20 protein-coding genes and 1 pseudogene are annotated in these 23,572 nt (G+C 73.0%); 5 read left to right on the forward strand and 16 right to left on the reverse strand.

Annotated elements, in window-relative coordinates; translation table 11 throughout:
* Positions 1 to 36: 36 nt before the first annotated feature.
* Together E4P39_RS15210 and E4P39_RS15215 are read right to left on the reverse strand one after the other, a co-directional pair.
* A complete protein-coding gene (locus E4P39_RS15210) occupies positions 37 to 696 on the reverse strand; it encodes a response regulator transcription factor (RefSeq protein WP_135137410.1) in 660 nt (219 codons plus the stop codon).
* Complete coding sequence (locus E4P39_RS15215; protein WP_167761886.1) at positions 693 to 1,901, reverse strand: sensor histidine kinase; 1,209 nt, start codon at positions 1,899 to 1,901, stop codon at positions 693 to 695. Before E4P39_RS15215 ends, E4P39_RS15210 begins: the two co-directional genes overlap by 4 nt.
* Before the next feature lie 145 nt (positions 1,902 to 2,046).
* On the opposite strand from E4P39_RS15215, the gene E4P39_RS15220 reads away from it, so the two are divergent.
* Positions 2,047 to 2,751, forward strand: a complete 705-nt coding sequence (locus tag E4P39_RS15220; protein WP_135137412.1) for a hypothetical protein — start codon at positions 2,047 to 2,049, stop codon at positions 2,749 to 2,751.
* A gap of 96 nt (positions 2,752 to 2,847) precedes the next feature.
* Here E4P39_RS15220 and E4P39_RS15225 read toward each other — a convergent pair whose 3' ends face one another.
* The 4 genes from E4P39_RS15225 to E4P39_RS15240 are packed head-to-tail and all read right to left on the reverse strand — an operon-like array spanning position 2,848 to position 8,208.
* Positions 2,848 to 4,668: an ABC-F family ATP-binding cassette domain-containing protein gene (locus E4P39_RS15225; RefSeq protein WP_135137413.1), complete on the reverse strand. Its 1,821-nt coding sequence runs from the start codon at positions 4,666 to 4,668 to the stop codon at positions 2,848 to 2,850.
* Between the two features lie 15 nt (positions 4,669 to 4,683).
* Positions 4,684 to 5,589, reverse strand: coding sequence for a transglutaminase family protein (locus tag E4P39_RS15230; RefSeq protein ID WP_209306553.1), 906 nt, complete (start codon positions 5,587 to 5,589; stop codon positions 4,684 to 4,686).
* Between the two features lie 43 nt (positions 5,590 to 5,632).
* Positions 5,633 to 6,610 carry an alpha-E domain-containing protein gene (locus E4P39_RS15235; RefSeq protein ID WP_135137414.1) on the reverse strand — a complete coding sequence of 326 codons (978 nt, stop codon included), beginning with the start codon at positions 6,608 to 6,610 and terminating at the stop codon, positions 5,633 to 5,635.
* Positions 6,604 to 8,208, reverse strand: coding sequence for a circularly permuted type 2 ATP-grasp protein (locus E4P39_RS15240; RefSeq protein WP_135137415.1), 1,605 nt, complete (start codon positions 8,206 to 8,208; stop codon positions 6,604 to 6,606). The genes E4P39_RS15235 and E4P39_RS15240 overlap by 7 nt, the downstream gene beginning before the upstream one ends.
* Before the next feature lie 245 nt (positions 8,209 to 8,453).
* Here E4P39_RS15240 and E4P39_RS15245 point away from each other — a divergent pair, with 245 nt between their 5' ends.
* Genes E4P39_RS15245 through E4P39_RS15255 form a run of 3 tightly spaced genes read left to right on the forward strand, consistent with a single transcriptional unit; the run spans position 8,454 to position 10,922 of the window.
* Complete coding sequence (locus E4P39_RS15245; RefSeq protein WP_135137416.1) at positions 8,454 to 9,464, forward strand: pirin family protein; 1,011 nt, start codon at positions 8,454 to 8,456, stop codon at positions 9,462 to 9,464.
* Between the two features lie 49 nt (positions 9,465 to 9,513).
* Complete coding sequence (locus E4P39_RS15250) at positions 9,514 to 10,497, forward strand: pirin family protein (RefSeq protein ID WP_135137417.1); 984 nt, start codon at positions 9,514 to 9,516, stop codon at positions 10,495 to 10,497.
* Complete coding sequence (locus E4P39_RS15255) at positions 10,494 to 10,922, forward strand: PPOX class F420-dependent oxidoreductase (protein ID WP_245159856.1); 429 nt, start codon at positions 10,494 to 10,496, stop codon at positions 10,920 to 10,922. The genes E4P39_RS15250 and E4P39_RS15255 overlap by 4 nt, the downstream gene beginning before the upstream one ends.
* Before the next feature lie 54 nt (positions 10,923 to 10,976).
* Here the strand turns inward: E4P39_RS15255 and E4P39_RS15260 are convergent, their stop codons facing one another.
* Positions 10,977 to 11,756, reverse strand: a complete 780-nt coding sequence (locus E4P39_RS15260) for a VOC family protein (protein ID WP_135137418.1) — start codon at positions 11,754 to 11,756, stop codon at positions 10,977 to 10,979.
* A 79-nt stretch (positions 11,757 to 11,835) separates the two neighbouring features.
* Positions 11,836 to 13,902 carry a TPM domain-containing protein gene (locus E4P39_RS15265; RefSeq protein ID WP_135137419.1) on the reverse strand — a complete coding sequence of 689 codons (2,067 nt, stop codon included), beginning with the start codon at positions 13,900 to 13,902 and terminating at the stop codon, positions 11,836 to 11,838.
* Positions 13,903 to 14,017: 115 nt separating this feature from the next.
* Here E4P39_RS15265 and E4P39_RS23270 point away from each other — a divergent pair, with 115 nt between their 5' ends.
* The gene (locus E4P39_RS23270; RefSeq protein ID WP_135137420.1) at positions 14,018 to 14,377 is read left to right on the forward strand and encodes a Rieske (2Fe-2S) protein; all 360 of its coding nucleotides are present in this window, start codon (positions 14,018 to 14,020) and stop codon (positions 14,375 to 14,377) included.
* Between the two features lie 21 nt (positions 14,378 to 14,398).
* Here the strand turns inward: E4P39_RS23270 and E4P39_RS15275 are convergent, their stop codons facing one another.
* The 8 genes and pseudogenes from E4P39_RS15275 to E4P39_RS15310 form a co-directional block, all read right to left on the reverse strand.
* Complete coding sequence (locus E4P39_RS15275) at positions 14,399 to 16,087, reverse strand: ABC transporter ATP-binding protein (protein WP_135137421.1); 1,689 nt, start codon at positions 16,085 to 16,087, stop codon at positions 14,399 to 14,401.
* A 79-nt stretch (positions 16,088 to 16,166) separates the two neighbouring features.
* On the reverse strand, positions 16,167 to 17,231 hold the full coding sequence (locus E4P39_RS15280) for an ABC transporter permease (RefSeq protein ID WP_135137422.1): 1,065 nt from the start codon (positions 17,229 to 17,231) through the stop codon (positions 16,167 to 16,169).
* Positions 17,231 to 18,337 (reverse strand): ABC transporter permease, encoded by a 1,107-nt coding sequence (locus tag E4P39_RS15285; RefSeq protein WP_135137423.1) that lies wholly within the window; start codon positions 18,335 to 18,337, stop codon positions 17,231 to 17,233. The genes E4P39_RS15280 and E4P39_RS15285 overlap by 1 nt, the downstream gene beginning before the upstream one ends.
* Positions 18,338 to 18,439: 102 nt before the next feature.
* Positions 18,440 to 20,056, reverse strand: a complete 1,617-nt coding sequence (locus E4P39_RS15290) for an ABC transporter substrate-binding protein (RefSeq protein WP_245159857.1) — start codon at positions 20,054 to 20,056, stop codon at positions 18,440 to 18,442.
* A gap of 295 nt (positions 20,057 to 20,351) precedes the next feature.
* Positions 20,352 to 20,951, reverse strand: a complete 600-nt coding sequence (gene recR, locus E4P39_RS15295) for a recombination mediator RecR (RefSeq protein WP_135137425.1) — start codon at positions 20,949 to 20,951, stop codon at positions 20,352 to 20,354.
* Positions 20,952 to 20,976: 25 nt separating this feature from the next.
* Positions 20,977 to 21,324: a YbaB/EbfC family nucleoid-associated protein gene (locus E4P39_RS15300; protein ID WP_135137426.1), complete on the reverse strand. Its 348-nt coding sequence runs from the start codon at positions 21,322 to 21,324 to the stop codon at positions 20,977 to 20,979.
* A 164-nt stretch (positions 21,325 to 21,488) separates the two neighbouring features.
* On the reverse strand, positions 21,489 to 22,649 hold the full coding sequence (locus E4P39_RS15305; RefSeq protein ID WP_209306554.1) for an acyl-CoA dehydrogenase family protein: 1,161 nt from the start codon (positions 22,647 to 22,649) through the stop codon (positions 21,489 to 21,491).
* A gap of 1 nt (position 22,650) precedes the next feature.
* Positions 22,651 to 23,572, reverse strand: a pseudogene (locus E4P39_RS15310) (DNA polymerase III subunit gamma/tau); the annotation flags it as partial.

The following is a 23,572-nucleotide window of genomic DNA, read 5'->3' on the forward strand; positions in this document are numbered from 1 at the left end:
CAGAACGTCGGGCAGACGACCGGCGGAGACCCCAGGTTACCGGCCGGGCGTCACCAGCCCGCTCTCGTAGGCGAACGCCACCGCCTGGACGCGGTCTCGCAGCCCGAGTTTCAGGAGGACCCGGCTCACGTGCGTCTTGACGGTCGCCTCGCCCAGGTAGAGCCGGGCGGCGATCTCGGCGTTGGTGAGCCCCGCGGCGACCAGGCCGAGCACGTCGGTCTCCCGCTCGGTGAGCTGGGCCAGCTGGCCGGCCCGCGCCGGGTCGGGCGACGGCGCCGCGGCGAAGGACTCGATCACCCGGAGCGTCACCGCAGGGTCGAGCAGCCCCTGGCCGGCCGCGACGGTGCGCACGGCCACCACCAGGTCCTCGGGCGGGCCCACCTTGAGCAGGAAGCCGCTCACGCCGGCCCGGAGCGCGGCGGCGACGTACTCGTCCTCGTCGAACGTCGTCAGCACGATCACCCGGGTCGGGGAGTCGGTGGCGAGGATCCGGCGCGCCGCCTCCAGCCCGTCCATGCCCGGCATCCGGACGTCGAGCAGGACGACGTCCGGCTCCAGCTCGGTGACCACCCGGACCCCGGCGGCACCGTCGGCCGCCTCGCCGACCACCTCGATGTCGGGCTCGGCCGCGAGCACCATGCGCAGGCCGGTGCGCACCATCGCCTGGTCGTCGACCAGCACCACCCGGATGGTCACGCCATTCCCGCCGGCTCGGTGCGCGCGGGGGGCACGGGAGCGTGCACGGGGAACGAGGCCCGCACCCGGTAGCCGCCGCTCCGGACGGGGCCGACCTCGAGCGCTCCGCCGGCGACCGAGACCCGTTCCCGCATGTGCAGCTGGCCGTGCCCGCCGGGGGCCGTCTCCGCGGAGCGGTCGACCGGCGGCAGGCGGCGCCGTCCGTCGTCGGTGACCGTGACGGTGACCCGGTCGGGGGCGTACGCCAGCTCGACGGTGGTGGCCGCGCCGCCGGCGTGCCGCAGCACGTTGGACAGCGCCTCCTGCACCACCCGCACGGCGGAGACGTCGACCAGCGGGGGCAGCTCCACCGGTTCGCCGGTCACGTGCAGCTCGATCTGGAGCCCGCCGACGCGGAGCTCGTCGAGGGCTGCGTCGAGCCGGGACAGCGAGGGCTGGGGCGCGGGGTCGGCCACCGCCTCCCCGCCGGCCCCCTCACGGAGGATGCCCACCACCCTGCGCATCTCGTCGACCGCCTCCCGTCCGAGCCGCTCGAGGCCGAGCAGGACCTCCTGTGCGTCGGGCTTGTCCGGGAGCAGCCGCCGCAGGCCGCCCATCTGCAGCACCATGACGCTCACCGAGTGGGCGACCGAGTCGTGCACCTCGCGGGCGATGCGCGAACGCTCGGCCACGACGGCGGACGCGGCGACCGCCTCCTGCTGGGCGGCGAGCTTCGTGGCGAGCACCTGCAGCTCCCGAGACCGATCCTGCATCTGCCGCACGAGCGTGCCGACGCCCCAGGCCGCAGCGGTGACGAGCAGGTAGAAGAAGCCCTCCCAGGGGGAGGGGATGTACGCGAACCCGGAGACCAGGACGACCAGCGTCGAGATGAGCGCGACGACCGCTCCGCGGCGCGCGGCCAGGACGGCGGCGGCGTGGCCGACGAGGATGCCCATGCCGATCAGCTGGGCGCCGCCCGGCCCGGGAGTGCCGAGCGCGTAGTTGGCCAGCACGGTGAGCGAGCCGAGGACGGCGGCCGCCGCGGGCTCCCGCGGGCAGAGCGCCAGCAGCAGCCCGACGGCGACGCCGGGCAGCGCGGTCACCATGCCGTAGTCGTAGACGGTGTCGATGGCGGTCTCGACCAGCGACATCCCGCCGAACACCAGCCCCACGGCCGGCCAGACGAGGCTGCGGCGGCGGGACGTCGAGGCGAGCCAGCGGGGCATGGCGAGCACGTTATGGGCCGCACGGACCCGCGGACATCCCCCACACGGCCGAACGGCCGGGAGCTCCGTTCCCCCTGACGACGGACCCAGGTCGGTCCGTGCCGGCGGACGCCCGGGAGCCCTGGTGATTCCTAGCTTTTCGGTCATGACTTCCGACCTGATGCCCCAGTCCCCCTCGACCTCCTCCGTCGAGCGCCCCGCCCGCAGCGCCGGTTCGCTGCTGCTGCCGATCGCCGGCGGCGCGCTCGTCGCCGGTTCGCTGCTCTACGCCGCCGGCCTGGCCACCTCTCCGCCGCAGGCCTCCATGGCCCCGGCCGACTACATCGAGTCCCTGGCCCGGGACGAGGGCCAGACCGCCTTGTCGGCACTGCTGCTGCACTACGGCAATCTCGCGCTGGGCCTGGGCTGGCTGGCGGCGCCGGCGCTGGTCCGCGGCCGCCGCGGCCGGATCGGCACCGTGGTCGGCGCCCTGATGGCCGCGCTCGGCCTGGTCACCGTGGCGGGGAACGTGCTGTTCGACTTCTGGACCGGTGCCATCGGCCGAGAGCTCGACGCGGCCACCGCGCTGTCGCTGTTCGAGTCCGTCAGCGGCTCGGCGGGCGTGGCGGTCGTGGGCACGGTGACGCTGCTCGGGCTGCTCGGGCCGCTGGTCGCGCTCGTCGGACTCGCCCGGGCCGGGGTCACCGGCTGGTGGCTGCTCGCCCCGGCCGTGGCGGCCCTGGCCCTGTCGATGGCGCTGACGTTCTCCCCGCTGCTCTACGCCGGCTTCGCGCTGATCGGCGCCGTCCCGGCGGCCGTGGTCGGGCTGCGGCTGATCCAGCGCAACCACGCGGAGGCCGCCGCCGCCTGACGCACCCTCCCGGAAGCTACGTCTCTGAGTGCACCAGCACTCAGAGACGTAGCTTCGTCGGAGGTACCTGCCGGTCCGCGGGACGGAGCCGGGCACTCAGCCCTCGGCGAGCTCCGTGGCGGCCAGCCACTCGTCCTCGACCTGCATCTTCTCCGCGTGCACCGCCTTCAGCTGGGCGTCGAGCTCGGCCGCCTTCGCGTAGTCGGCGGCGGCGGCGGCGAGCTGCTCGTGCAGCTTCTTCTCGTCGGCGTCCAGCTTGAGCATCCGCCGCTCCAGCCGGCTGGCCTCCTTCTTCGCCGCCCGTGCATCCGCCGCGGACACCGCCGCGCCGGACGTCGACGGCGTCCCGACCGGGCGGGCCCCACCGTCGCCGGCCGCCGTCGTCAGGGGCGCACCGCCGGCGGCCCGGCGGCGCAGGTACTCCTCCACGCCCCCGGGCAGCTCGGCCAGGGTGCCGTCGCCGAGCAGTGCCACGACCTTGTCGCACACCCGGTCGACGAAGTACCGGTCGTGGCTGACCACCAGGACGGTGCCGGGGAAGCTGTCGAGCAGGTCCTCCAGCGCGGTGAGGGTGTCGATGTCGAGGTCGTTCGTGGGCTCGTCGAGCACCAGCACGTTCGGCTCGGCCATCAGCAGCCGCAGCAGCTGCAGCCGCCGGCGCTCTCCGCCGGAGAGGTCGCCGACCGGCGTCCACTGCCGGTTCGCGGCGAAGCCGAACCGCTCGGCCAGGGTCGAGGCCGAGATCTCCTGGTTGCCGATGCGGGCGATGCGGGCGACGTCCTGCACCGCCTCCAGCACCCGGGCGCGTGGCGGCAGCTCGGTGACGTGCTGCGACAGGTAGGCCGGCGAGACGGTCTGCCCGACGACGACCTTCCCGGCGTCCGGCGTCGTCTCCCCGACCAGCAGCCTGAGCAGCGACGTCTTGCCGGCGCCGTTCACCCCGACGATGCCGATCCGGTCGCCCGGGCCGACGTTCCAGGTGAGGTCCTTGAACAGCATCCGGGGGCCGTCCTCGGTGGGGACGGCGTAGTCGACGTCCTCGACGTCGTAGACCGTCTTGCCGAGCCGGCGTGCGGCGAAGCCCTTGAGCGCCATCGTGTCCCGGGCCGGCGGCTCGTCGGCGATCAGCGCCTGCGCCGCGTCGATGCGGAACTTCGGCTTGCTGGTCCGGGCCGGCGGGCCCCGGCGCAGCCAGGCCAGCTCCTTGCGGACCAGGTTCATCCGCCGCTCCTCGGTGACCGAGGAGATCCGCGCCCGCTCCGCCCGGGCCAGCGTGTAGGCCGAGTAGCCGCCGTCGTAGGCGTGCACGTTGCCGTCGGCGACCTCCCACGTGGTGGTGCAGACCTCGTCGAGGAACCACCGGTCGTGGGTGACGACGACGAGACCGCCCGCGCGCGCCCGCACGTATTCGGCGAGCCAGGCCACGCCTTCGACGTCCAGGTGGTTGGTCGGCTCGTCGAGCACGAGCAGGTCCAGCGGCCGGATCAGCTGGGCGGCCAGCGCCACCCGGCGGCGCTCGCCACCGGACATCGGGGCGACCGGGGCGTCCAGCCCGAGCCGGTCGAGCTCGAGGCCGGTCAGCACGGAGCGGACGGCGGCGTCACCGGCCCACTCGTGCTCGGCGGCGAACATCGAGGGCGGCAGGACGACGTCGCGCACCGTCGTCCCCGGGGGAAGGGTGCCCGTCTGGTCGAGGACGCCCATCGCCAGGTCGCCCCGCAGCGTGACCCGGCCGGAGTCCGGCTCGTCGGCGCCGGTGAGCAGCGACAGGAGCGTGCTCTTGCCGCCGCCGTTGCGGCCGACGACACCGATCCGTTCGCCGGCGGCGACGCCGAGGGAGACGTCGTCGAGGATCACGGTCGTGCCGTGTGCCTTGTGCACCCGTTCGAGGTTGACCAGGTTCAGGGGGGTGCTCATCGGGTCCAGTATCCGCTAGGCGAGACGGGTGACCTCCACCGTCACGGTGTGGCCCTCGCTCTTCGGGCCTGAGAACAGGCCCTTGAACGGCGGGACGTCGCCGTAGTCGCGGCCCCGCCCGAGCGTGACGTGCCGGGTGCCGATGTCGACGGAGTTGGTCGGGTCGAAGGCGTTCCATCCGCCGTCCCACCACTCCACCCAGGCATGGCTCTCACCGGTCACCGGCTGGCCGATCCTGGCGTCGGGCTTGGGGTGCAGGTAGCCGGAGACGTAGCGCGCCGGCAGGCCCAGCGCGCGGAGCAGGCCGACGGTGACGTGCGAGATGTCCTGGCAGACGCCCTTGCCCTTGGTCCAGGCCTGCATCGCGTTGGTCTTCACGTTCGTCGAGCCGGAGAGGTACTCCATGTGCTCAGCGACGAACCGGCACACGATGGGCCCCGCCTCGTGCGGATGTGCGTCGCCGACGGCGTCGCGCGCCGAGGCCACCACCTCCTCGCCCATGGCCGTCAGCGGGGTCGGTGCCAGCAGCTCGCCGAACTGCTCGCGCACCTCCCGCGCGCCCAGCCCGCTCCAGCCCACCCGGTCGTGCCCGGCGAGGTCCGGTCCCGCCTCGACGATCGACGTGCCGGTGACCACCAGCTCGGCGTGCGGACTGTGCAGGTCGAAGGCGGTGACGGTGGATCCCCAGTAGTCGCGGTAGGCGTAAGCGCTGGCCGCCGGCTCGATCTCCACCCGGGACCGGAGGGTCGTCTGGCGGTTGCTGCTCTCCGGGGTCAGGCGGGCCTCGTTGTAGGAGGAACGCACCGGACCGCTGTAGTGGAACCGTGTGCGGTGCACGACCTGCAGCCGCCAGCGGTGGCCGGCGGTGCGCGCCGGCGCCGCCCCCTGGCTCTGGCTCTGCTTCTGCGGCGTCGGTGTCATCGTTCGCTCCCGCCCGGCGGAGCCGGCTCGGTCATGGAGCCGCTCATCCGGCCTCCTCGGGCACCCACACCTGCGGGGCCTGCTCGGTGAAGAACCGGTGCGTCACCGCGGCGCTGGCCGCCGAGCACATCCGCTGCAGCTCCTCGAGCCGGGAGGGCAGCTGCGCCAGCAGCTCGGGGGTGCCCATGAACTCGAGCATCGTGCGCGCCCGGCCGACGATGCGGTGCGCCTCGCCGGCGACCCCGATCCGGGCCGCGTCGCGGATCGTGGACCGCTCGAGCTCGGCCAGGCACGCCTCGGCCTGCTCGAGCGCGGCGAACACCGAGCGGGGGAACAGCCGGTCCAGGAGCAGGAACTCCGCGGCCCGGCTGCTGTTGACCATCCCGCGGTAGGTGCGCAGGTAGGGCTCGTAGGCGCCGGTGGAGCGGAGCACCAGGGTCCAGGACGGCGCGGCGTCCCCGGCGAGCACGCGCGTCGAGATGATCCGCGAGGTCATGTCCACCCGCTCCAGCGAGCGGCCCAGGATCAGGAACAGCCAGCTCTCGTCCCGGCTCATGGTGGCGTCGGCCAGGCCGAAGACCATCGCCGACCGCTCGCGGACGAACCGGAACAGCGAGTGGGGCCCGTACCGGCGGGCCATCGTCCGCTGCTGCGGCAGGGCGTTGTGCGTGACGTTCAGCGACTCCCAGATCTCGGCGCTCAGCACCTCGCGGGCCCCGCGGGCGTTCTCCCGGGCCGCGGACAGTGCCCCGACGATCGAGCTCGGGCTGGTGCGGTCGAATGCCAACGTGTCGAGAACCAGCTCGGTGTCGGCCTCACGATCTGCTGTCTCCCGCCCCACCACCCCGACGGCTGTCGGGGACCCCATCAGCGCGAGCAGGTTCGCGCAGGCCCGGCGCTCGTCGATCCACGGGTCCTCGACCAGCCGCTGCGTGTGCACGTCGAGGATGCGGGCGGTGTCGTCGGCCCGTTCCACGTAGCGGCCGATCCAGAACAGCGACTCGGCGATCCGGCTCAGCACGGCCGCACCCCCGACTGTTGCTGCTGCTGGGACTGGCCCACGACGGTGTCGTTCAGCGGCCCCGGATCCTGGGCGGGCGGGTCCTCCGGCATGTCGGCGGCGGTGAACTCGATGGTCGTCAGGTCTGGCTCTGTGCCCCCTTCCCCACCCACCCCGTCGCCCCGCCGCGGCGGGCTCAGCACCCAGGTGTCCTTCGAGCCGCCGCCCTGGCTGGAGTTGACCACCAGCTCCCCCTCCGGCAGCGCGACCCGGGTCAGCCCACCCGGCAGCACCCACACCTTGTCCCCGTCGTTGACCGCGAACGGGCGCAGGTCGACGTGCCGTGGAGCGATCCGCCCCCCGACCAGCGTCGGGCAGGTGGACAGCCCGATCGGCTTCTGCGCGATCCAGTCCCGGGGACGCGCCCGCACCTTGACCGCCAGCTCACCGAGGGTCTTCTCGTCCGCCCGCGGGCCGATGACGATCCCCTTGCCGCCCGAGCCGTCGACCGGCTTGAGCACGAGCTGGTCGAGGGAGGCCAGCACCCATTCGACGGTGTCCTCGTCGTCCAGCCGGTGGGTCTCCGCGTTCGCCAGCACCGGCTCCTCGCCGAGGTAGTAGCGGATCAGCTCGGGCACCCAGGTGAACAGCAGCTTGTCGTCGGCGACGCCGTTGCCGACGGCGTTCGCGATGGTGACCCGGCCCGCCCGGGCGGCGTTGAGCACGCCCGCGCAGCCGATCACCGAGTCGGGGCGGAAGTGCACCGGGTCGAGGAACTCGTCGTCGATCCGCCGGTAGATGACGTCGACGCGCTGCTGACCGTCCGTGGTCCGCATGCTCACCTGGTTGCCCGCGCAGATCAGGTCCCGGCCCTCGACGAGCTCGACCCCCATCTGGCGGGCGAGCAGTGCGTGCTCGAAGTAGGCGGAGTTGTAGACACCCGGCGTGAGGACGACGACCGTCGGGTCCGCGACGCCGGTCGGGGCCGAGGCCTTCAGTGCGGCCAGCAGCCGGCTCGGGTAGTCGGAGACCGGCTGGATGCGGTGGTCGGCGAACAGCTCCGGGAGCACCTGGCTCATCGCCGCCCGGTTGGTGATGACGTAGCTGACGCCCGACGGCGAGCGGAGGTTGTCCTCCAGCACCCGGAAGTCGCCGGCCTCGTCGCGCACCAGGTCGATGCCGCTGACGTGCACCCGCACCCCGTTCGGCGGCACCAGGCCGTGCGCCTGGCGGTGGAAGTGTGCGCTGGTGGTGACGACGCTGCGCGGCACGATCCGGTCGGTGAAGCACTGTCCGGCCCCGTAGACGTCGGCCAGGAACGCCTCCAGCGCGTGCACCCGCTGGGCCACCCCGCGTTCGATGACCGACCACTCGTCGGCGCCGAGCACCCGCGGCACGATGTCGAGCGGGAAGGGCTGCTCCTCGCCGGCGTGCGCGAACGTGACGCCGGCGTCGCGATAGGTCTGCGACAGGACGTCGGCCCGGGCGGCGAGCTCGTCGCCGTCGATGGGCTGCATCGAGGCGAACAACCCGGCGTAGGCGGGGCGGGCCCGGCCCACCTCGCCGAACATCTCGTCCCACACGTCGCCGAGCGGGTAGCCGTCGAACAGGTCCGCCATGAAGGCGAACCTAGTAAGAGCGTGTGAACTGCGCGTTTCGGGGCGACGGGGCAACCCGCCGTCGCGAGGCTCCTCTTCGAGTCGATCATCGGGTGGTTGCCCGCTGACACGCCGGGCGACGGCGTGTCCCGCGGCAGCAATCCGATGATCAACGTCGGAAGGCGGGATCGCGCGTAGAGGGAACAGATCAGCTCCCGCCTGCGCTACAGTGAGCGTTAGTTGAGACCTCAACCAAGGAGGCCGGCATGCCTGCCGTGACCGTCGAGGACACCACCACCCTGCCGCGCGTGCCCGTGCCTGCCCCGGGAACGGTCCGCCGCCGGGTCCGCTCGGTGACGACCGCGCCGTCCGGCTTCGAGGGCGAGGGCTTTCCGGTCCGCCGCGCCTTCGCCGGCGTCGACCTCCAGGACCTGGACCCGTTCATCCACATGGACCAGATGGGCGAGGTCGAGTACGCACCCGGGGAGCCCAAGGGCACGAGCTGGCACCCGCACCGCGGCTTCGAGACCGTCACCTACATCATCGACGGCACCTTCGAGCACGCCGACTCCCACGGCGGGGGCGGCACGATCAGCAACGGCGACACCCAGTGGATGACCGCGGGTGGCGGGGTCCTGCACATCGAGAGGCCGCCGGAGCACCTCGTCCTGAGCGGCGGCCTGTTCCACGGCCTGCAGCTGTGGGTCAACCTGCCCAAGGCGCAGAAGTGGGTGGAGCCGCGCTACCAGGACCTGCGCGCCGACGCCTCGGTCCTGCTCGCCAGCCCCGACGCCGGGGCGTTCCTGCGGGTCATCGCCGGGGACGTCGCCGGCCGGACCGGCCCGGGCTCGACCTACACGCCCATGGCGATGGTGCACGCCACCGTCTCCCCCGGCGCGACGCTCGACCTGCCGTGGCGGCGCGACTTCAACGCCCTCGTCTACGTGCTGTCGGGCGCCGGATCGGTCGGGATCGACCGGGCGCCGATCCGCACCGGCCAGCTGGCCGTCCTCGGCCCCGGCGACACGGTCACGGTCAACGGCGCCGTCCACCAGGAGTCGCGGACCCCGGCACTGGACGTCGTCATCCTCGGCGGTGCGCCGATCCGCGAGCCGATCGCCATGTACGGGCCGTTCGTCATGAACACCCGGCAGGAGGTCATGGACGCGTTCACCGACTTCCAGGCCGGCCGGCTCGGCTCGATCCCGGCGCAGCGCGTCTCCGGCCCGACCGTTCCGCACGGGACGGTTCGGGGCGAGACTGGCCAGGACTCCTAGCGGCCACAATGGCCACTTTGGCCCCTCGGGGGCCGGAAACGGAGGGGCGATGAGCAACCTCGACCGACGGCCGTCCGCCCAGGAGCTGGGCGGCCTCGAGCAGACCTCGGCCGGCCCCGCGCTGGACCTGCTGCCGGGCAAGGAGGTGCTGCTCGGCGAGAGCACGCGCGTCCGCCGGCTGCTCCCCACGCTGGGCCGGCGGCTCGTCGGTGCCTGGGCCTTCGTCGACCACTACGGGCCCGACGACATCGCCGCCGGTGCCGGGATGCAGGTGCCGCCGCACCCGCACACCGGCCTGCAGACGGTGTCGTGGCTGCTCGAGGGAGCGGTGCACCATCGGGACTCCCTCGGCAGCGACGTCACCTTCGGTCCGCGGGAGCTGCCGCTGATGACCGCCGGCCTGGGCATCGCCCACTCGGAGCAGTCGCCGGTGAGCCACCCGCGTCTCCTGCACGGGGTCCAGCTGTGGGTGGTCCTGCCGGACGCGGTCCGGGACATGCCGCCCACGTTCGAGCACCACGCCGCGCTGCCCGGGTTCACCTCGGACGGCATGACGGCCACCGTGCTCGTCGGCGAGCTGGGCGGTGCCCGTTCGCCGGCCACCGCGCACACGGCCCTGATGGGGGCCGACCTGGAGCTGGCACCGGGCTCGGACGTCGAGATCCCGCTGGACCCGGGCTTCGAGTACGGAGTGCTCACCTCCTCCGGTGCCGCCGAGATCGAAGGCGCACCCCTGACCACCGGTGCGATGCTCTACCTCGGCACCGGCCGGCGGACCCTCCGCCTGCGGGGCGGCGCCACCGCGGACGGCCGGCCGACGCGGCTCATGCTCCTGGGCGGCGAGCCGTTCGAGGAGCGCATCGTCATGTGGTGGAACTTCGTCGGCCGGTCGGGCGAGGAGATCGCCGACTACGCCGAGCAGTGGAACGGCGAGGCCGACCGGTTCGGTCCGGTGATCGGCTACGACGGCGCGCGACTGGAGGCCCCGCCGCTGCCACCGGTTCCCCTCAAGCCTCGCGGGAGGCAGCGGTGACGATCGACGACCGCATGCTCGCTTTCGTCACCGAGCACCGCTGGGGCGTGCTCGCCACGGTCAAGGGCGACGGCCGGCCCCAGCTGTCCACTGTCGGCTACGCCTACGACCCGGAGCAGCAGCTGTTCCGCGTCTCCGTCACCGACAGCCGGGCCAAGACGCGCAACCTGCGGGCCGACCCGAGGGTGACCCTGCACGTCGCGTCGAAGGACTTCTGGACCTGGGTCGCCGTCGAGGGCACCGCCGAGCTCACCCCGGTCGCCGCCGACGCGCACGACGACACGGTCGAGGAACTGATCACCTACTACCGCGGGATCAGCGGCGAGCACGAGAACTGGGACGAGTACCGCGGCGCCATGGTGTCCGACCGGCGGCTCGTCGTCCGGTTCCGCCCCGAGCACACCTACGGCCAGCTCCGCGGCTGACCCGGCACGGCCCCGGCCGACGCGCCCCCACACGCGCCGGCCGGAGTGCGCGGGTCAGGACGCCGGCGGGTCCTGCATGACCTCGAAGGGCGCGCCCCACGGGTCCTCGACGATGGCGAACCGGCCGAACGGCGTGTCCATCGGTGGCATCGTCACCTTGCCGCCCTTGGCCGCGACCGTCGCCACCGTCTCGTCGGCGGAGGCGACCGAGAAGCAGGTCAGCCAGCCCTTCGGCATGCTCGGATCCGAGGCACCGAGCCCGCCCAGCGGGTTCCCGCCGGTGCTGAAGGTGGCGTAGTCCATGCCCTCGCCGGCCAACTCCGCGGACATCTGGTCGAACGTGAACCCGAAGACGGCGGAGTAGAACTGCTTCGCCGAGGCGGTGTCGTCGACCATCGCCTCGTTCCAGGCCAGCGCACCTGGCTCGTTGTGCACCCGGACGCCGGTGTGCTGGGCGGACTGCCAGAGCCCGAAGCTGTTGCCCTGCGGGTCGAGGGCGATGACCATCGTCCCGAACGGGGCGACCTCCATCGGTTCCATGACGACCGCGCCCCCGGCGTCCCTGATCTTCGCGGCGATCGCGGCCGCGTCGTCCGCGGCGAAGTACGTGGTCCACGCGGGCGAATCACCCTCGCCCATCAGCGGGCCGAAGCCGGCCACCTGGCGGTCGTCCTTCAGCGCGTTGATGTAGCCGCCGTACTCGTCGCCGCTGCTCTCGGTGAAGGTCCAGCCGAACAGGTCGGTGTAGAAGGCCTTCGTGGCGTCCATGTCGGCGGCGCCGTAGTCGACCCAGCAGGGCGTGCCGTTGGGCCAGGGGGTGTCACGGGTGGGCATGTCGTCTCCTCGTTTCGTCGGGGAAGCGAACCGTCCCACCGGGGACTGACACTTCCCAGGGAGTTCCGTGCGAGGGGAACTAGAACCGGCCGCCGCCGGTGCGTCCGCCCCGGCGCGAGCCGCCGAAGCTCCCCCCGCCGGTGCGCCGGCCACCGCCCGAGCGGCCACCGCCACCGCCGCCGAAGCCACCGCCGCCGAGGCCACCCGAGCCACCGCCGAAGCCGCCTCCGAGACCACCGCCCCGGTTCCCGCCGGCCAGGATCCCGCCGAGCACGAGGCTGCCCAGGTCGACGCCGCCCCGGCCACCGCCGTAGCCGCCCCCGTAGCCCCCGGGCCCGCCGTATCCACCGCCGCCCCCCGACCACTGCCCGACGTCGTCCTGGGCCCGGTCCAGCGCCTGCTGCGCCATGGTCGTGGCCTGGTGCGCCTCGCGCAGCGCGGCCACCGGGTCGTCCCGCCCCAGGTCGACGGCGACGTCCAGGTGGCGCTGCGCCTCGGCCAGGCGGGTGCGCGCCTCCGGGCCGACCGCGCCCCGGCGGGTGTCGATGAAGTCGGCGGCGGCCGCGATCGTCGAGCGCGCGGTCAGCACGGCCTGGTCGAGCGCCGCGGCCGCCCGGCGGATCTGTGTCTGGGCGTCCCGGGCCACCGACAGCGCCTGCTCGAGCGCGATGTCGGCCTCCTCCAGCTGCCGCAGCGCGGTCAGCGGATCGGCCGGGGACCCGTCGGCCGGTCGCATCGCCGCGTCGGCGGACGTCAGCGCGGCCTCCGCCCGCGCGATCTGCGGACCGAGCCCGCTGCGGTTGCCCGACGCGACCAGCGCGCGGGCCTCCGCGAGGTCCTTCTCCGTCTCGGCCCGCACGGCGGCCACCCGGCCGCCCGCCGCCTCGAGGTCGGTGGCCAGGCGGCCGACCGCGTCGAGCAGCGTGGTCGTCTGCGCCACGGCGTCCTCCGCCGCGCGGATGTCGCCGACGGCGTCCCCGGGCCGGCCGGCGCCCAGGGCGTCGAGCGCCTCGTGCACCTCCTGCTCGGCTGCGGCCAGGCGCGCAGTGGCCTCGGTGACGTTGTCCCGGACGGGGGCCAGCGCCGACTCGGCGAAGCGGCTGCGGAGGTCGGCCAGGCGGAGCTCCTCCTGCGGGATGCGCTCCCGTAGCGCGGCGATCCGCGGAGCCAGCGCCTCGAGGACCGCCGGTGCGGTGTTCTCCAGGTCGCGCAGCCGCTCGAAGGCCTCGGCCTGCGCGTCGAGGCGGGCGTCGGCGGCCTCGGTCAGCTTCAGCATCTCCCCGAGCATCTGCCGGGTGGTCGGCTCGTCCTCCGGGACATCGTCGTCGAGCTGCTGCCGGAGCGCGAAGGCCCGGGCGAGCTCGTCGCGCGAGGTGGCCAGCGCCGTGTCGAAGCCGGTCACGGCGTCCTCGCCGTACTGCGCGCGGGCGTAGTCGATGTCCAGTTGCGACGTCTTCAGGGCCTCGTCCAGCTCGAGCAGGGCGTTGCTCGCCCGGCCCTGCAGCTCCTCGGTCGTCGTCCCGGCGTACGGGTCGGGCTTCTCCAGCCTGACCACCGGCGGCGGCTGCGCCTCGCGCTTCCGACGGCGCGACCGGGACACCAGGTAGGCCCCGCCACCGGCGACGGCGATCGCACCGAGGACGAGCAGCGTCCCGCCGCCCCCACCGGAATCTCCCGACCCCGCCGAGGCGGGGGCCTCCCCGGTGCGCAGGATGTCGGCGAACGCGACGGCGCCGGTGGACCAGTCGTCCTCGGTGAACTCCGGCGCCACGTACTCGCGGGCGAGCGAGTTCGCCTCGTCCACCGAGAGCTCGGAGGCGGCCGGGAGGGTGAAGCCGTAGTCCCCGTCCTGGACCGCGACCGCGAGGAGGGCGTCGTCGCCGCCGAGTCCGGAGAGGTTCCCGGTCGACTGCATCCACTCGCCGGCACCCAGGCCCTCGAAGGAGTCGACGAAGACCACGTACAGCTGGGTGCCGTCCTCGGCCTGCAGTGCGTCGATCGCGTCCTCGACGGCCGCCTCGTCACCGATCACCGCGGCCTCGTCGACCAGCGGCTCGTCGAGCAGGAACGGATCCTCGGCCTGCGCCGGGCCGCCGCTCAGCAGGAGCAGGGCGGCCGCGCCCAGGACGACGGGAAGCCGGCGCACGGCACCTCCTGGGCGTGTTCGCGGAACGGATCTTCGACCCTACCGACGTGCGAGGCGTCCGGCGGCGGCGCGCGGGGTAGGGCGGATCCGCCGTCCCCACCGCCGAGGAGCACCCGTGAGCGAACCCGACCGGATCCCCGCCGCCGACCTGCCGCCCGGGACGGTCCGCCGGGCCGGCGACTGGGCGGTGGGCAACCGCGGGGACGACCGGTACTTCGCCGTCTCCCGGCGCTGCCGGCACCAGCTCGCCGACCTGTCCGAGGGCACCCTCGACGCCGAGGGCTGCCTGGTCTGCCCGTGGCACCAGAGCCGCTACGACGTCCGCACCGGCGAGATGGTCGAGGGCCCGCACGGGTTCCTGGGCTATCACGGGCCGACGCCGGGTTACACGCAGTTCGTGCAGGCCTACGCCCGGGTGCTTCGGCTCCGGGTCCGCCGGGCGCTCCGCCGCGGCGACGACGTCGTCCTGGAGTAGCTCCCCCGACGGGCGTTCCGGTCAGTCGGCGGCGCGCAGCCGCTCCCAGGCCCCGCGGCGGAGGGCCTGCTCGTCGGGCTCGGGAACCGGCAGCGAGGCCAGCAGCCGCTGGGTGTACGGGTGCTGCGGCGCCCCGAGGACCTCGGCCCCCGTGCCCTCCTCGACCAGCCTGCCCTTGTAGAGCACCGCGATCCGGTCGGCCAGGAGGTCGACCACGGCCAGGTCGTGGCTGATGAACAACGCCGCGAAGCCGTGCTCGCGCTGCAGCTCGTCGAAGAGCTCCAGCACCCGCGCCTGCACCGAGACGTCGAGGGCGGAGGTGGGCTCGTCGGCGATCAGGAGCTCCGGCTCCAACGCCAGGGACCGGGCGAGGCTGGCCCGCTGCCGCTGCCCGCCGGAGAGCTCGTGCGGGAAGCGGTCCCCGAACGCCTTGGGCAGCTGCACCTGCTCCAGCAGCTCGTCGACCCGGGCGCGTGCTGCGGCGGCGTTCGGGAAGCGCTTGTGCACGACCAGGGGCTCGGCCACGGCCTCGGCGATGGTCAGCAGGGGGTTGAAGCTCGACGCCGGGTCCTGGAAGACGAAGCCGATCCGCTCGCGCACCGGCCGGAACGCCTTCTCCTTGACGCCGTTCATCTCCGCGCCGAGCACCTGCAGCGAGCCGCCGGTGACCTTCGTCAGCCCGGCGATCGCGCGGCCGATGGTCGTCTTGCCGCTGCCGCTCTCCCCCACGAGGCCGAGCACCTCGCCGGGCCGGATCTCGAAGCCGACGCCGTCCACCGCGACGAAGTCGGGCTGGCGCAGCCGTCCGGGGTAGACGATCCGGAGGTCCCGCGCGGCGACGATCGGCGCCGCCTCCTGCCATCCGGAGGGCCGGGCGGCCGCCCGCTCCCGCGTGCGGGCCACGCCCTGCCCGAGCCGCGGGACGGCGGCCAGCAGCTGCTGGGTGTAGGGGTCCTGGGGAGCGGCGAACAGCGAGCGGACGTCGGCCTGCTCCACGATCCGGCCCTGGTACATGACGGCCACCCGATCGGCGAGGTCGGCGACCACGCCCATGTTGTGGGTGATCAGCACGATCGCGGCGCCGAACTCGTCGCGGCAGCGGCGCAGCAGGTCGAGGATCTCGGCCTGCACGGTGACGTCGAGGGCCGTCGTCGGCTCGTCGGCGATGATCACGCCGGGGTCGAGGACCAGTGCCTGCGCGATGACGATGCGCTGCTTCTGCCCACCGGAGAACTGGTGCGGATAGTGGTCGACGCGGTGCTCGGGGTCGGGGATGCCGACGCGGCGCAGGACGTCGATCGCCTTCTGCCGCGCCTCCTTGCGGCTGTACTTGCCGTGGGCGCGCAGCCCCTCGGCGATCTGCCAGCCCACCGGGTAGACCGGGTTCAGCGCGGTCGACGGCTCCTGGAAGACCATCGCCGCGTCCCGGCCGCGCACCTCCCCCAGGCGCGCGCCGGACAGCGTCACGACGTCGGAGGTCGTCGCGCCGTCCTTGCTGGTCAGCAGGATCGCGCCGCGGGTGAGCGCGGTTTCCGGCAGCAGGCCGAGGATGCTGCGCGCGGTGACGGTCTTGCCGCTGCCGCTCTCCCCCACGATGGCCAGCACCTCGCCGGCGGCCACCCCGAGGCTGACGTCGCGGACGGCGTCCACGGTGCCGATGTCGGTGGCGAAGCTGACCGACAGGTTCTCGATGCCCACGACGTCGTTCACTGCTCGGCTCCGCACTCGTTCCGCTCCTCGGTCGCTGGCGCTCCCTGCGATGCTCGCTCGTGCGTCGCTCTCGCGGCGTTCACTGGTCGAACCGCCTTCCCTCGTCGGGACCCTCGAGACCGGCCAGCCCGCCGGGGCCGGCAGCCAGCGAGCCACCGGGAACCACCGGGGACTCGGCGACGTCGGCCCGCGAGGCGACCGCGCGCCGCCGGGTGCGCAGCCTCGGGTCGGCCAGGTCGTTGAGGCTCTCCCCGACCAGGGTCAGCCCGAGCACCACCAGCACGATGGCCAGACCGGGGAAGACCGACGTCCACCAGATGCCGCTCGACACGTCGGCCAGCGCCCGGTTCAGGTCGTATCCCCACTCGGCGGCGGAGCTCGGCTCGATACCGAAGCCGAGGAAGCCGAGGCCGGCGAGGGTGAGGATCGCCTCGGAGGCGTTGAGCGTCAGGATCAGCGGCAGCGTCCGCGTCGCGTTGCGGAGCACGTGGCGGGTCATGATCCGCCAGTGCCCGGCGCCGATGACCTTCGCGGACTCGACGAAGGCCTCCGCCTTGATCCGGACCGTCTCCGCCCGCACCACCCGGAAGTACTGCGGGATGTAGACGACGGTGATCGCGATCGCGGCCGCCAGGATGCCGCCCCACATGCTCGACTGCCCGCCGTTGATGGCGATGGCCACCACGATCGCGAGCAGCAGGGTGGGGAACGCGTAGATCGCGTCGCAGACGACGATCAGGACCCGGTCCAGCCAGCCGCCGAAGTAGCCCGAGACCAGGCCGAGCAGCACGCCGACGAAGATCGACAGGACGATGGCGACGACGATGACGTAGAGCGCCGTCCGCGAGCCCCAGACGACGCGGGACAGGACGTCGTAGCCGCCGACCGTCGTGCCCAGCCAGTGCGCGGACGACGGCTCCTGCTGGGCGCCGAACGGGCCCGCCGGGTCGCGCAGCTGGTTGTACTCGTAGGGCGCGAGCACGGGCGCGAGGACCGCGGTGAGCAGGAACAGGCCGCTGAGCACCAGGCCGGCGACCAGCATGCCGCGCTGCAGCCCGACGCTCTGCTGCAGCTGCCGGATCAGCGGCAGGCGGCGCCAGCCGCGGTGGGTGTCGGGGGCGGGAGTGAGGACGGCGGTGCTCATCAGTACCTCACCCGGGGGTCGATGAGGGCGGCGATGACGTCGACGATGAAGTTGGTGACCGCGACGATGACGGCCAGCAGCACGACGATGCCCTGGACGGCGACGAAGTCGCGGGCCTGCAGGTACTCGGTCAGCTGGAAGCCCAGACCCTTCCACTCGAACGTCGTCTCGGTGAGCACCGCGCCGCCCAATAGCAGCGCGATCTGCAGGCCCATGACGGTGATGATCGGGATGAGCGCCGGCCGGTACGCGTGCTTCCTGAGCAACCGTCGCTCGGCGACCCCGCGGGAGCGTGCCGCCTCCACGTAGCCCATGCCGAGGGTGCCGATCACGTTGGTGCGGACCAGGCGGAGGAACACGCCCGCGGTGAGCAGGCCGAGGGCGATCGCCGGCAGGACGGCGTGCTCGAGGACGTCGGTGACCACCTCGCCGTCGCCGAGCACGATCGCGTCGATCAGGTAGATGCCGGTCGAGCTGTCCAGGGTCTGCAACTGGATGTCCGCGCCGGTCGACGCCCGCCCGGCGACCGGCAGCCAGCCCAGGTTCACCGCGAAGACGAGCTTCAGCAGCATGCCGAAGAAGAAGACCGGAGTGGCGTAGCAGAGGATCGCGAACACCCGCAGGACGGCGTCGGGCCACTTGTCGCGCAGGTAGGCGGCGAGCCGGCCCAGCGGGATGCCGACGACGAAGGCCACCAGCAACGCGTAGAAGGCCAGCTCGAGGGTCGCGGCGCCGAAGGTCGTGAGGATCTCGGTCACCGGGCGGCGGTCGCTGATCGCCGAGCCGAAGTCCCCGGTGAACACGTTGCCCAGGTACTCGACGTACTGCACGAGCAGCGGCCGGTCGTAGCCGGCCGCCCGCACCCGCTCGGCCAGCTGCTCGCCGGTGAGCCGGCCACCCAGCGCGGCGGTGATCGGGTCACCGGTCGAGCGCATCAGGAAGAACACCGTCGTCACGAGGATGAACACGGTGGGGAAGATCAGCAGGAAGCGGATCAGCAGGTACGTGCCCAGCCCACCGCCTCCGCCTCGGCGCTTCGCGGACGGCGCGGGCGCGGCGTCCGGAGCCGCACCGCTGCCGGTGAGCTCGGTCGTCGTCGTGGTCATCTCTCCCACCTGGATTTCGGGCCCGAACGAGCCGGACCCCGGGTGACCCGCACGGAGCGGGTCACCCGGGGCCGTCGATCAGAGTTTCTCAGCCGGCTCGGATCAGCCCTTGCTGAGGGCCCCGTACCGGAACTTGAAGGACGGGTCGAGGGTGTCCTCGGCGCCCTCCACGTCCGCTCCGGTGACGGCGACCTGGGCACCCTGCAGGTAGGGCACCGTCGACAGATCGTCGGCGACCGTGTCCTGGATCTGCTCGATCAGGGCCTGACGCTCGGCGGCGTCCGGGGTCGCCGCCTGCTGGAGGATCAGGTCGTTGACCTCCTGGTTGGTGTAGTGGTTGCTGATGAAGTTCTCCGTGAGGAAGAACGGCGTCAGGTAGTTGTCGGCGTCGGAGTAGTCCGGGAACCAGCCGAGCTGGTAGGCCGGGTACACGTCCGCCGTCCGGTCCTTGGAGTACTGGACCCACTCGGTGGTCTGCAGGTCGACCGTGAACAGGCCGCTGGACTCCAGCTGGTCCTTGATCAGCGCGTACTCGTCGCCCGAGGACGGCCCGTAGTGGTCGTTGGAGTACTGCAGGCTCAGCGTGATCGGCGTGGTGACGCCGGCCGCCTCGAGGACCTGGGCCGCCTTGTCGGCGTCCGGACCGCCCGAGCCGTCGCCGTACTTCTCCATGAGCGGCTCGGTGGCGCCGGTCAGGCCTTCGGGGACGAAGGAGTACAGCGGGGTGTAGGTGCCCTTGTAGACCTGGTCGGCCAGCTCCTCGCGGTCGAGCAGGTGCGCCACGGCCTGACGGACGGCGAGCGCCTTGGCCGGGTCGGCCTCGGGCGTGGTCGCGCCGAACGGCTGGGTGTTGAAGTTGAAGACGATGTAGCGGATCTCGCCGCCCGGCCCGTCGACGACCTTCACCTGGTCGTTGCCGCGCAGGTCCTCGATGTCGGTGGCGGACAGGCTGCGGAAGGCGACGTCGATGTTGCCCTCCTGGATGTCCAGCTTCAGGTTCGAGGCGTCCGCGTAGTACTTGACGTTGATCTGCTCGGTCTTCGGCTCGCCGAGCAGGCCCTGGTAGTCCGGGTACGCCTCGTAGGACACCAGGTTGTTCAAGTCGTAGCTGGTGATCACGTACTGGCCGTGGAAGGCGTTGCCGTCGACGATCTCGTCGTCGGTGGTCAGCTCGGTGGCGGAGAAGACGTCCTCGTCCACGATCGGGCCGGCCGGGCTGGACAGGATCTGCGGGAAGACCTGGTCGTTCTCCGACTTCAGGTTGAACACGACGGTGGTGTCGTCGGGAGCGTCCACGCTCTCGAGGTTGTAGAGCAGCGACGACGGGCCGTTCTCGTCGGCGATGGCGAGCTGGCGGTCGAACGTGAACTTGACGTCCGAGCTGGTCAGGTCGTTGCCGTTGGCCCACGTGAGGCCGGGCTTGAGGGTCACCGTGTACTGGGTCGGCGCGGTGAACTCGGCCGACTCGGCGATGTCGGGCTCGACGTCCGGGCTGCCCAGCGGGGTGTTCATCAGGAACGGGAACACCTGGTTCATGACGGCGAAGGAGCCGTTGTCGTACGAGCCCGCGGGGTCGAGCGTCGTGACCTTGTCGGTCGTGCCGACGGTGACCGCACCGCCGCCGCTGCTGCCGCCGTCGGACCCACCGCCGTCGCCGTCACCGCCGCCGCACGCGGCCAGCACCAGGGCCGTCGCTGCCACACCCGCGGTGGCGACCACGCGCCGACGGTTGCTCGAACCGGATCTCATCCGTTACCTCGTCTTCAGACGGCGGCTCGCGGGCGCACCAGGCGCCACGCGACCGCCTGTTGGCCAGTGGAGGATTTAGGTCTAACACGGTGTCTCAGCAGTAAGGAGTTCTGCGAAAGCACTGTTACCGCGTCGTGACTGCGGCGCGAACGTGAACCTCTGCCGCCGATACCGGCGGCTCCCGTCAGGCGAAGCCCTCTGGCCCGACTCCGCGCCGCGGTCCGCTCCTCGCTCGTCCCTCGCTGCGATGCTCCCGCGGCTGTCGTCAGGCGTCGATGCGGCGTCGGCCCTCGAAGGCCCGCCCCAGGGTGACCTCGTCCGCGTACTCCAGGTCCCCACCGACCGGCAGACCGCTGGCCAGCCGGGAGACCGCCAGCCCCATCGGCGACACCAGCCGCGCCAGGTAGGCCGCCGTGGCCTCGCCCTCGAGGTTCGGGTCGGTGGCGATGATCAGCTCGGTCACGGCGCCGTCCATCAGCCGGGTCATGAGCTCCTTGACCCGCAGGTCGTCGGGGCCGATGCCGTCGATCGGGCTGATCGCGCCGCCGAGCACGTGGTAGCGCCCGCGGAACTCACGGGTCCGCTCGATGGCGACGACGTCCTTGGGTTCCTCGACCACGCACAGGATGTCGTCGACGCGGCGCGGGTCGCGGCAGATCCGGCACTGCTCGGCCTCGGCGACGTTGTAGCAGGTCACGCAGAAGCGGACCTCCTCCTGCACCCGCTTCAGGGCGGCGGCCAGGCGGCTGACGTCGGCGGACTCGGCGGCCAGCAGGTGGAAGGCGATCCGCTGGGCGCTCTTCGGGCCGACCCCGGGCAGGCGCCCGAGCTCGTCGATCAGGTCCTGGACGGCGCCCTCGTACACGGTGTTCCTCTGCGGGGGTCGGCGGTCAGAAGCCGGGGAGTCCGAGCGGGCCGCCCGGACCCCCACCCAGGCCACCCGCGAGCGGGCCCATGGCGCCGGCGGCGAGCTCGTCGGCTGCCCGCTTGGCGTCGCGCACGGCGGCGACGACGAGGTCCTGCAGCGTCTCGAGGTCCTCGGGGTCGACGGCGGCCGGCGCGATGGTGAGCGCGGTCAGTTCGCCGTCGCCGGTCATGGTCGCCGACACCAACCCGCCGCCGGCTGTGCCGATGACCTCGGTGCGCGCCAGCTCCTCCTGCGCGGCGACCAACTGCTGCTGCATCTGCTGCGCCTGCTTCAACAGCTGCGCCATGTCGGGCTGGCCTCCGGGGAACATGTCACGAGAGTAGGCCGCGGATACGACGCGCAGCGGCACGCCGGGGCTCGAACCGCCCACCAACCGCTCGGCCCCGCATTGCGGGTGCTCTGCGGCCATTGCGCGCGCTGCAGCACCGGCAACGCTGGAACACCAGCCGCAATGCGCAGGAAGAGGCCGCGGGCTCAGCCCTCGCGGGACCGGGCGATCAGCTGGCGGACGATGACGTTGCGCTGGATCTCGTTGGTCCCCTCGCCGACGATCATCAGCGGGGCGTCCCGGAAGTAGCGCTCGACGTCCACCTCGGCCGAGTAGCCGGCGGCCCCGTGGATGCGCACCGCGTCGAGCGCCACCTGCATGCACGCCTCCGAGGCGAACAGTTTCGCCATGCCGGCCTCGAGATCGGAGCGTCGGCCCGCGTCCAGGCTGGCCGCGGCGTCGAGCAGCATGAGCCGGGAGGCGTGCACCTTGGTCGCCATGTCGGCCAGCAGGTTGCCCACCGACTGGTGCTGCCAGATCGGCTTGCCGAACGTCTCGCGCTGCTGCGCGTAGGCGAGGGAGTCGTCCAGCGCCGCCTGGGCGACCCCCACCGCGCGGGCGGCCACCTGCACCCGGCCCAGTTCCAGGCCGGACATGAACTGCGCGAAGCCGCGGCCCTCCTCGCCGCCCAGCAGCGACGACGCCGGCACCCGCGACCCGGCGAAGGACAGCTCGCAGGACTCCACGCCGCGGTAGCCGAGCTTCGGGAGGTCGCGGGAGACGTCCACCTGGCCGGGCTCGACGAGCAGGATGCTGATGCCCGCATGACGGGGCCGGGCCGCCGGGTCGGTCTTGACCAGCGTGGCGATCAGGCCGGCGTGCCGGGCGTTGGTGATCCAGGTCTTGCTGCCGTCGACGACGTAGCCGTCGCCGTCCCGGCGCGCCCGGGTGCGGATGTCCTGCAGGTCGGAGCCGCCGCTGGGCTCGGTCAGCGCCATCGTCGCCCGCACCTCGCCGGTGGCCATCCGCGGCAGCCAGCGCTCCTGCTGTTCGGGCGTGCCGAATCGGGCGAGCAGGGTGGCGACGACGCTGTGCCCGCCCATGGCGCCCGCCAGGCTCATCCAGCCGCGGGCCAGCTCGGCGGTGACCAGCGCGAAGCACCGGGCCGAGACGGCGGACTCGCTCCACCGTTCGGGGACGGCGAGCCCGTAGACCCCCATCTCCTTCATCTGCGCGATCAGCGCCTCGGGGTACTCGTGCTCGCGCTCGAGCCGCCCCGCATGCGGCCGCACCTCGCGGTCCACCCAGTGCGCCACCGCCTCGACGATGGCCTGCTCGTCGTCATCCAGTACGCCGGGTCGGTTCATGTCAGCTGTCCACCGGATGGGCGCCGAGCTGGGCCTTCAGCAGGGAGAGCGCAGCCTGCTCGGGATCGACGACCGGCTCGGGCTCGCCGTCCCCGCCGGCCGACTGGTCCGCCGCCCGCTCCGCCATCAGCTCGCGCGCCTCGGCCGCTTCGGCGACGCGCGCCGCCTCCCGCGCCACCTCGGGGGTGACGGCGGGTCCGGCGGGGGCGTCCGCACCCTCGACGACGGCGTCGACCCGCCAGCGCACCCCGAGCAGCTCGTTGAGCGCCTCGCGGATGACGTCCCGGTTGAGGTCGTCGCCGAGCCGCCGGGCCAGCGCCGGGGACGACGTCGCCAGCGTGAGGACGCCGTTCGACAGCTTGTGCACCTGGGCGTTCTTCAGCAGCGCCTCGGTCGTGCGCTTGTGCCGCTTGACCACCGAGAGCAGCTCGGGCCAGACGCGGCGGACGTCGGTCGTTGTGAGCTCGCCGTCGGCAGCCGCAGGCTCCGGGTTCGCCGAGACGACGGGCGTCGGCTCACCGCCCCGCGGAGCGGGCGCCGACTCCGCGGCCGCTCGCGGGGGGCCGCCCGCAGGCGCGACCTCTCCCCGGGTGGCAGCCTCGGTGCGATCGACCGCGGCGCGGACGGCGGTCGGCTGCGCGGCGTGCGGGTAGTCCTCGTCGTCGGTCGGCTCGGGCGGCAGCGGGACGTCAGGTTCCGACGCGGGACCCCGGGCCGGGACGCCGGCTCCCGCGGTCGGACGGGACGGGGCCGAGCGGCTCCCCGCCCCGGGCTGCACCGTCTCCGGCCAGTCGTCACTGCTCGCCGCGGGCGCCGCGGCCGCCGGCCGAGCGGCGGGCGCGGGTTCCGCCCGGCGCTGGGACGGCCGGACGTACTCCGGAGCCGGGGCGGCCTTGGGCGGTCGCTCCGTGGGCGGCGAGATC

It is taken from the genome of Blastococcus sp. CT_GayMR19, assembly GCF_004570385.1.
Taxonomy (GTDB): domain Bacteria; phylum Actinomycetota; class Actinomycetes; order Mycobacteriales; family Geodermatophilaceae; genus Blastococcus_B.

Coding starts and splice junctions, on each gene's coding strand:
- E4P39_RS15220 (WP_135137412.1), top strand. CDS start 2,047: ATGACTTCCGACCTGATGCCCCAGTCCCCCTCGACCTCCTCCGTCGAG.
- E4P39_RS15240 (WP_135137415.1), bottom strand. CDS start 8,208: ATGGCGGACCTGTTCGACGGCTACCCGCTCGGCGACGTGTGGGACGAG.
- E4P39_RS15225 (WP_135137413.1), bottom strand. CDS start 4,668: ATGAGCACCCCCCTGAACCTGGTCAACCTCGAACGGGTGCACAAGGCA.
- E4P39_RS15285 (WP_135137423.1), bottom strand. CDS start 18,337: ATGACCACGACGACGACCGAGCTCACCGGCAGCGGTGCGGCTCCGGAC.
- E4P39_RS15260 (WP_135137418.1), bottom strand. CDS start 11,756: ATGCCCACCCGTGACACCCCCTGGCCCAACGGCACGCCCTGCTGGGTC.
- E4P39_RS15250 (WP_135137417.1), top strand. CDS start 9,514: ATGAGCAACCTCGACCGACGGCCGTCCGCCCAGGAGCTGGGCGGCCTC.
- E4P39_RS15280 (WP_135137422.1), bottom strand. CDS start 17,231: ATGAGCACCGCCGTCCTCACTCCCGCCCCCGACACCCACCGCGGCTGG.
- E4P39_RS15230 (WP_209306553.1), bottom strand. CDS start 5,589: ATGACACCGACGCCGCAGAAGCAGAGCCAGAGCCAGGGGGCGGCGCCG.
- E4P39_RS15300 (WP_135137426.1), bottom strand. CDS start 21,324: ATGTTCCCCGGAGGCCAGCCCGACATGGCGCAGCTGTTGAAGCAGGCG.
- E4P39_RS15245 (WP_135137416.1), top strand. CDS start 8,454: ATGCCTGCCGTGACCGTCGAGGACACCACCACCCTGCCGCGCGTGCCC.
- E4P39_RS15305 (WP_209306554.1), bottom strand. CDS start 22,649: ATGAACCGACCCGGCGTACTGGATGACGACGAGCAGGCCATCGTCGAG.
- E4P39_RS15215 (WP_167761886.1), bottom strand. CDS start 1,901: ATGCCCCGCTGGCTCGCCTCGACGTCCCGCCGCCGCAGCCTCGTCTGG.